This window comes from Desulfobacter sp., from assembly GCF_050177295.1.
In genome coordinates this window covers 1-6,772 of sequence record NZ_JBFXHE010000238.1, presented here as the reverse complement: position 1 = coordinate 6,772, position 6,772 = coordinate 1, and the positions used below count along the sequence as shown (strand labels likewise).

At 46.3% G+C, this 6,772-nt stretch carries 7 protein-coding genes and 1 pseudogene; all 8 read right to left on the bottom strand.

Going from position 1 to position 6,772, the window contains the following annotated elements:
* Positions 1 to 97 precede the first annotated feature (97 nt).
* Positions 98 to 385: a 50S ribosomal protein L23 gene (rplW, locus tag AB7U36_RS15400; protein WP_428160601.1), complete on the bottom strand. Its 288-nt coding sequence runs from the start codon at positions 383 to 385 to the stop codon at positions 98 to 100.
* A 1-nt stretch (position 386) separates the two neighbouring features.
* Entirely contained in the window at positions 387 to 1,007 is a 621-nt protein-coding gene (rplD, locus tag AB7U36_RS15395; protein ID WP_428160600.1) for a 50S ribosomal protein L4, read from the bottom strand.
* Between the two features lie 139 nt (positions 1,008 to 1,146).
* The gene (gene rplC, locus AB7U36_RS15390; protein WP_428160599.1) at positions 1,147 to 1,779 is read right to left on the bottom strand and encodes a 50S ribosomal protein L3; all 633 of its coding nucleotides are present in this window, start codon (positions 1,777 to 1,779) and stop codon (positions 1,147 to 1,149) included.
* A 24-nt stretch (positions 1,780 to 1,803) separates the two neighbouring features.
* Positions 1,804 to 2,112 (bottom strand): 30S ribosomal protein S10, encoded by a 309-nt coding sequence (gene rpsJ, locus AB7U36_RS15385; RefSeq protein ID WP_004073804.1) that lies wholly within the window; start codon positions 2,110 to 2,112, stop codon positions 1,804 to 1,806.
* Between the two features lie 23 nt (positions 2,113 to 2,135).
* The gene (tuf, locus tag AB7U36_RS15380; RefSeq protein ID WP_428160598.1) at positions 2,136 to 3,329 is read right to left on the bottom strand and encodes an elongation factor Tu; all 1,194 of its coding nucleotides are present in this window, start codon (positions 3,327 to 3,329) and stop codon (positions 2,136 to 2,138) included.
* Between the two features lie 47 nt (positions 3,330 to 3,376).
* On the bottom strand, positions 3,377 to 3,844 hold the full coding sequence (gene rpsG / locus AB7U36_RS15375) for a 30S ribosomal protein S7 (RefSeq protein ID WP_428160602.1): 468 nt from the start codon (positions 3,842 to 3,844) through the stop codon (positions 3,377 to 3,379).
* Between the two features lie 67 nt (positions 3,845 to 3,911).
* Positions 3,912 to 4,283 (bottom strand): 30S ribosomal protein S12, encoded by a 372-nt coding sequence (gene rpsL, locus AB7U36_RS15370; protein WP_004073793.1) that lies wholly within the window; start codon positions 4,281 to 4,283, stop codon positions 3,912 to 3,914.
* Positions 4,284 to 4,386: 103 nt separating this feature from the next.
* A pseudogene (locus tag AB7U36_RS15365) lies at positions 4,387 to 6,772 on the bottom strand (DNA-directed RNA polymerase subunit beta'); the annotation flags it as partial.

Below are 6,772 nucleotides of genomic sequence, written 5' to 3'. Positions count from 1 at the left end.
TGTCTTTTGTAATTTCTTCAAAAGAAAGATACTCCTGAGCACGTCTTCCCGGAGATGTCGGTTTGGTTTTAACTATTGTTGACATATTAATACCTCTTTACACACCTTCAAAAAAATCAATTCGTTGTCCGGGCATCAGCGTGACTACGGCTTTTTTCCAGTCCTTTTTTTTGCCGATAATTCTGCCACGCTGTCTTGTTTTCCCTTTGACCTGTACGGTTCTGACCTGTTTGACCTGTGCATTGAATGCTTTTTCAACGGCATTTTTGATTTCAACCCGGTTGGCATCCGTGGCAACTTTAAAAGTCACCTGGTTGAACATCTCTTTTTGAAGGGTAGTTTTTTCGGTAACCACAGGTCCACGGAGGATGTCATATTCAATCATCTTAGCTCAACCTCCCCTTAATGTTTTGGATACTGGATTCTTCCAGCAGAAGGTTTTTAAACTTTAAAATGTCATAAACATTGAGACCTTCTGTTTTTATCACTTTGACATCCGGAATATTCCTGGAGGACAGAGCAAGTTTTGTATCATCTGTATCTGAAACAATGAGAAGATCATCAAGATTCAGTGCTGAAAGTACATTTGCCAATGCTTTTGTTTTGATCTCTTGGAGTTCAAGGGCGTCAATAACAAAAAGCCGACTATCTGAAACTTTTGCACTTAAAGCCATTTTAAGGGCGAGTTTTCTTACTTTTTTAGGCACTTTGATTTCATAGGATCTGGGACTGGGACCAAAGATAACACCACCGCCTTTACGCAAAGGGGATTTTATGCTACCAGCCCGGGCGTTACCGGTTCCTTTCTGCCTGAATAATTTCTTTGTAGAACCTGCAACCATACCTCTGGTCTTAGACGCAGCAGTCCCTTCCCGTTTTGAAACGAGCTGGGACCGAACCACGTCGTGAAGAACGCTTGTTTTGACCGGTATGCTGAAAATTTCGTCAGGCAACTCCACTTCAGATACTTTAGCACCTGTACTGTTTAATACATCTACAGCAGCCATTATTCTTCCTCTTCAATTTTGATCGACTATGCATCACTGCGAAATAATTGCAATACCCATAGCCGCTATTCGTCTATTTAATCAGACTGATGTTCTACCGTATTTTTTAAAGTTGTTAAATACGGCTTCAAAAACTGTTTTATTTTTCTACATCAGCTTTGCGCACCTCGACAACACCGGTTTTAAAACCGGGAACTGCACCTTTTATCAGGATAAGGTTGTCATCGGGTTTAATATCTACAATTGTTAAATTTTTTACCGTAACTTTATCCACACCGGTATGACCGGGTAATTTTTTCCCCTTAATTACCTTTGCCGGCCATGCTGAGTTGCCGATGGAGCCGGGTTTTCTATGATTCCGGTTACCGTGGGTTTCAGGTCCCCTGGAAAAGCCATGACGTTTGATGGTTCCCTGGAAACCACGACCCTTTGAAATACCGGTCACAGTTACTTTATCACCAATTGAAAACATATCAACACCGATGGTAGCCCCGGCCTCTATGTCGTCAACACTCTCTTCTCTAAATTCTCTTAAAACCCGAAAACCTTTATCCGATGTTTTTTTTAAATGTCCTGCAATGGGTTTGTTTAATCGTTCAACCGGCTTTTCATCAAACCCGAGCTGCAAGGCGGTATACCCGTCTGTCGCTTCCGTTTTTATCTGGGTTACGACACAGGGTCCAACCTGCAACACAGTAACAGGAACGAGCTGTCCATCGGAAGCAAACACGTTGGTCATACCGATTTTTTTTCCAAGCAATCCACTCATCATAACTAATATGTCCCTGTTAATGCACTATAATTTAATTTCAACATCCACGCCGGGGGACAGGTCAAGCTTCATTAACGCGTCCACTGTCTGCTGTGTAGGCTCAAGAATATCCATCATTCTTTTGTGCGTTCTGATTTCAAACTGCTCACGGGACTTTTTATTCACATGAGGTGAACGCAACACAGTAAACTTGTTGATCCGGGTGGGTAAGGGAACCGGCCCCACAATTCTGGCGCCGGTTTTCCTTGCCGTATCAACAATATCTACCGAAGACTGATCAAGCAGCTTATGGTCATAAGCCTTGAGCCTAATTCTAATTTTAGTCTTCAACATTGTTATTGTTCTTTCTTAATCTACTATTCTACGATTTCACCAACAACACCGGCACCAACTGTACGGCCACCCTCACGAATAGCGAAACGAAGTTCCTTTTCCATGGCGATGGGGTTGATCAATTCGACGTTAATGGTAGCATTATCACCAGGCATAATCATCTCAACGCCTTCTTCCAAGGTCAGAACACCTGTAATATCAGTGGTTCTGAAGAAAAATTGAGGCCTGTAACCGGTAAAGAAAGGCGTATGGCGTCCACCTTCCTCTTTACTCAGAGCATACATTTCAGCTTTAAATTTAGTATGCGGCGTAATGGTGCCGGGCTTGCACACAACCTGACCACGCTCAACCTGATCACGTTTTGTACCGCGCAGCAACAACCCGACATTATCTCCGGCCTGTCCTTGATCCAGAAGTTTCCTGAACATCTCAACACCAGTGCAGACCGTTTTGGAGGTGTCTCTGATCCCTACGATTTCAATCTCTTCGCCGGTTGTAATCACGCCACGCTCAATACGTCCGGTAACAACGGTACCACGGCCAGAGATGGAGAATACGTCTTCAATGGGCATCAGGAAGGGTTTAGCGATATCTCTTTCAGGTTCGGGAACATAGGAATCAAGCACATCAAGAAGCTCATAAATTGGCTTGGCTTCTTCTGCATTCACGTCGTCACATTCTAGAGCCTTAAGCGCGGATCCACGGATAATCGGCGTCTCATCGCCCGGAAATTCGTAGGTATCAAGAAGTTCCTGAAGTTCCATTTCAACCAGTTCAATGAGCTCTTCGTCATCAACCATGTCGCATTTATTCAGGAAAACAACGATTTTAGGCACACCAACCTGACGGGCAAGCAGGATGTGCTCCCGGGTCTGGGGCATGGGGCCGTCGTCGGCGGACACAACAAGTATAGCACCGTCCATCTGGGCAGCACCGGTGATCATATTTTTAATATAGTCAGCATGGCCCGGGCAATCGACATGAGCGTAATGACGGTTGTCCGTCTCGTATTCAACATGAGCTGTGGCGATGGTGATACCACGTTCTCTTTCTTCCGGGGCCTTGTCAATTTCATCAAAGGGAACATACTTTCCATGGCCCTTCAGGCCGCAAAGTTTGGTAATCGCCGCCGTCAGAGTGGTTTTCCCGTGATCGATATGCCCGATTGTCCCGATGTTCACGTGCGGTTTAGTCCGCTCAAATTTCTCCTTAGCCATCTTCTCTATTCCTCCTGTGGAATGTTTACAAAGATATTTTTAAATTTCTACCACCTAAAATGCGCAAACGCCTTGTTGGCTTCGGCCATTTTATGTGTATCTTCTCTTTTCTTAATTGCCCCGCCACGCTCGTTATAAGCGTCCATCAACTCAGCAGCAAGTTTTTTTGTAAACCCTTTTTCAGAACGGTTTCTGCTGAAATTGATAAGCCACCTGAAGGCCAATGCCGTCTGGCGACCGGGTTTTATATCAGTGGGCACCTGGTAGGTAGACCCGCCGATCCTTCTTGATTTCACTTCAACAGAAGGTCTGATATTATCAATCACTTTTTTAAACACTGCCAGAGCAGGTTCGCCAATTTTTTCCTCAGCAATCATCAACGCATCAGCCACAACTTTACGGGCAGCATTCTTTTTGCCGTCTCTCATCACACAATTGACAAACTTGGCTACAAGCTTCTCCTCATGCGTGGCATTATGCAGGAAACCTTCTTTAAAAACAAATTTTTCCGCCATCTTAAAAAGTCCACCAAATTTATATTTCATTAACTATGAATGCTTAAACCCCATCACAATCTTATGATTACTTGGGACGCTTGGCACCATACTTTGAACGCCCCTGGCGACGATCGTCCACACCCAGCGTATCAAGGGCACCCCTGACAATGTGATAACGCACACCTGGAAGGTCTTTTACCCTCCCTCCCCTGACCAGGACAACGGAGTGCTCCTGGAGATTATGCCCCATGCCAGGAATATAGGCAGCAACTTCCATACCGGTTGTCAAACGAACCCTTGCAACCTTCCGCAAAGCTGAGTTCGGCTTTTTAGGAGTAGAAGTATATACTCTCGTGCAAACCCCACGTTTTTGAGGCCCACCCTTCAAAGCCGGCGTACTAACCTTCTTTTCCGATTTCTTCCTACCTTTTCTTACCAATTGATTTATGGTCGGCATAACTTTCCACGCGCTCCTTCGTCAAACTTAATAAGTCGCCATACACGACAAAATATTCAATTTTACTTATACTTTTTCAAAATGTCAACAATATTTTATTTTTCTACACTTCAGCGATTTCACCATATCCCACTTCGATATCGCGGTAACCCGGAAAACCCGTGCCGGCCGGGATAAGTCGCCCCATAACAACATTTTCTTTCAACCCCTTGAGGCTGTCATACTTACCTTCAATAGCAGCAAGAGTCAGCACCTTAGTGGTCTCCTGGAACGATGCCGCGGATAAAAAGCTGTCCGTGGACAAAGAAGCCTTGGTAATACCAAGAATCAAGGGTTCACCTTTGGCCGGTTCACCGCCCGCCATGGCCACTTTACGGTTGGTTTCCTCAAAAAGAATACGGTCAACCTGTTCATCGGGGATAAAATTGGTATCCCCGGTGGAGATCACTTTAACCCGGCGCATCATCTGGCGGATAACAACCTCAATGTGCTTGTCATTGATTCGCACACCCTGAAGCCTGTAAACTTCCTGGACCTCGTCAACCAAGTATTTGGCCAGTGCCACTTCACCCTTGATATTCATTATATCCTGGGGATTGGCAGAGCCTGCGATCAGGGGATCTCCTGCTTTCACATAATCGCCGTCATACACGGACACATGCTGGCCCTTGGGGATAGCGTACTCTTTTGCCTCTCCAACATCGCCGGGCTTAACCGTTACCTTCTGGCGGCCTTTGGTCCCCTTTGCAACAGTGACATAGCCATTAATTTCAGTCAGTACTGACGGGTCCTTTGGTTTTCTGACTTCAAAAAGCTCGGCAACCCTCGGCAGACCACCGGTAATGTCCTTGGTTTTTGTGGTGGCACGCGGCAGCTTGGCAATAACATCACCAGCCATGATGTTGTCATCCTCTTCAACAGTGAGAATGGCGTTTACCGGCAGATAATACCTGGCAGGCGTCTTGGAGTTGGGCAGTTTAACCGCTTTACCCTCTTTATCCTTTACAGTTATTCTGGGCCGGACCTCAACATCCTTGCTTTCAATTATCGTTCTTGACACCTTGCCTGTAACCGGGTCAATCTGTTCCTGCACCGTGTTACCCACGATAATGTCAGCAAATCTTATGCGACCGGATACTTCCGTGATGATCGGTGTGGTAAAGGGATCCCAGGAGGCTATAATGTCACCTGGCTCAATCTGCTGACCGTTTTTGGCATGGAGAGTGGCACCGTAAATGACGCTTTCCTTGGCACGCTCACGTCCCTCCTCGCCGACAATGGTCACACCGCCACCTTTACGGTTCATGACAATGACGTCACCCTGAGCCGAGGTGACAGTCTGAATATCATCGTTGAACTTTAAAATCCCACCGACACGGGCTTTGATTTCAGCCACCTCTACCTTTCTGGACGCTGTACCGCCGATATGAAAGGTACGCATGGTCAGCTGAGTACCGGGCTCACCAATGGACTGGGCTGCCACAATACCAATGGCCTGACCAATTTCCACGGTGACACCATGGGCAAGATCACGGCCGTAGCATCTTGAGCAGACACCGTGTTTTGAGTTACATGTTAATACGGATCTGATTTTCACCCGTTGAACGCCGGCCGCTTCAATTTTAACCACATGTGCTTCATTGAGTTCCGTGTCAACCGCCACAATAAACTCATCGGAATAGGGATCGCGGATGTCCTCCTGGGTGACACGCCCAAGAATCCTTTCCCCAAGCGTCTGGATAATTTCACCACCCTCATATAATGCTTCAACTTCAATGCCGTTGATGGTACCGCAATCAGGCTCTACGATGGTGCAGTCCTGGCCGACATCAGCCAGACGACGGGTAAGGTAACCGGAGTTGGCTGTTTTCAGTGCGGTATCAGCCAACCCCTTACGGGCACCATGGGTGGAGATAAAGTACTGCAGTACGGACAAACCTTCGCGGAAACATGCAGTGATGGGGTTTTCAATAATCTCACCGGAAGGTTTGGCCATCAGCCCGCGCATCCCGGCAAGCTGACGCATTTGATCCTTGGAACCACGGGCGCCTGAATCCGCCATGACATAGACGGCATTGAGTTCCTCTGAACTGCCTGTCCCCTCTTTTTGTGGCGGATTTTTCATCACTTCCATCATGGCGTTGGCAATATCGTCTGTGGCCTGGGCCCAGATATCAACGACTTTATTGTATTTCTCGCCCTGGGTAATCAGACCTTCGGAATACTGCTCTTTGATGTCTTCGATATTCTTTTCGGCTTTACCAATAAGTTCCCATTTATTTTCCGGAATAATCATATCATCAATGCAGATGGACAAACCGCCAAGTGTGGAATTCTTGTATCCGATGTCCTTAAGGCGGTCGGAAAGGATAACTGTTTCCTTTAAACCGATATTTCTGTAGGCATAATCAATGAGTTTTACAATGGATTTCTTATCCATCAGCTTGTTCACCAGGCTGAACGGCAGGGTAGAGCTTCTTTCATCCACT

What these genes read in the sequence shown, in the direction of transcription:
- rplW (WP_428160601.1), bottom strand. Translation starts at nt 385, where the DNA reads ATGATTGAATATGACATCCTCCGTGGACCTGTGGTTACCGAAAAAACT.
- rplD (WP_428160600.1), bottom strand. Translation starts at nt 1,007, where the DNA reads ATGGCTGCTGTAGATGTATTAAACAGTACAGGTGCTAAAGTATCTGAA.
- rplC (WP_428160599.1), bottom strand. Translation starts at nt 1,779, where the DNA reads ATGATGAGTGGATTGCTTGGAAAAAAAATCGGTATGACCAACGTGTTT.
- rpsJ (WP_004073804.1), bottom strand. Translation starts at nt 2,112, where the DNA reads ATGTTGAAGACTAAAATTAGAATTAGGCTCAAGGCTTATGACCATAAG.
- tuf (WP_428160598.1), bottom strand. Translation starts at nt 3,329, where the DNA reads ATGGCTAAGGAGAAATTTGAGCGGACTAAACCGCACGTGAACATCGGG.
- rpsG (WP_428160602.1), bottom strand. Translation starts at nt 3,844, where the DNA reads ATGGCGGAAAAATTTGTTTTTAAAGAAGGTTTCCTGCATAATGCCACG.
- rpsL (WP_004073793.1), bottom strand. Translation starts at nt 4,283, where the DNA reads ATGCCGACCATAAATCAATTGGTAAGAAAAGGTAGGAAGAAATCGGAA.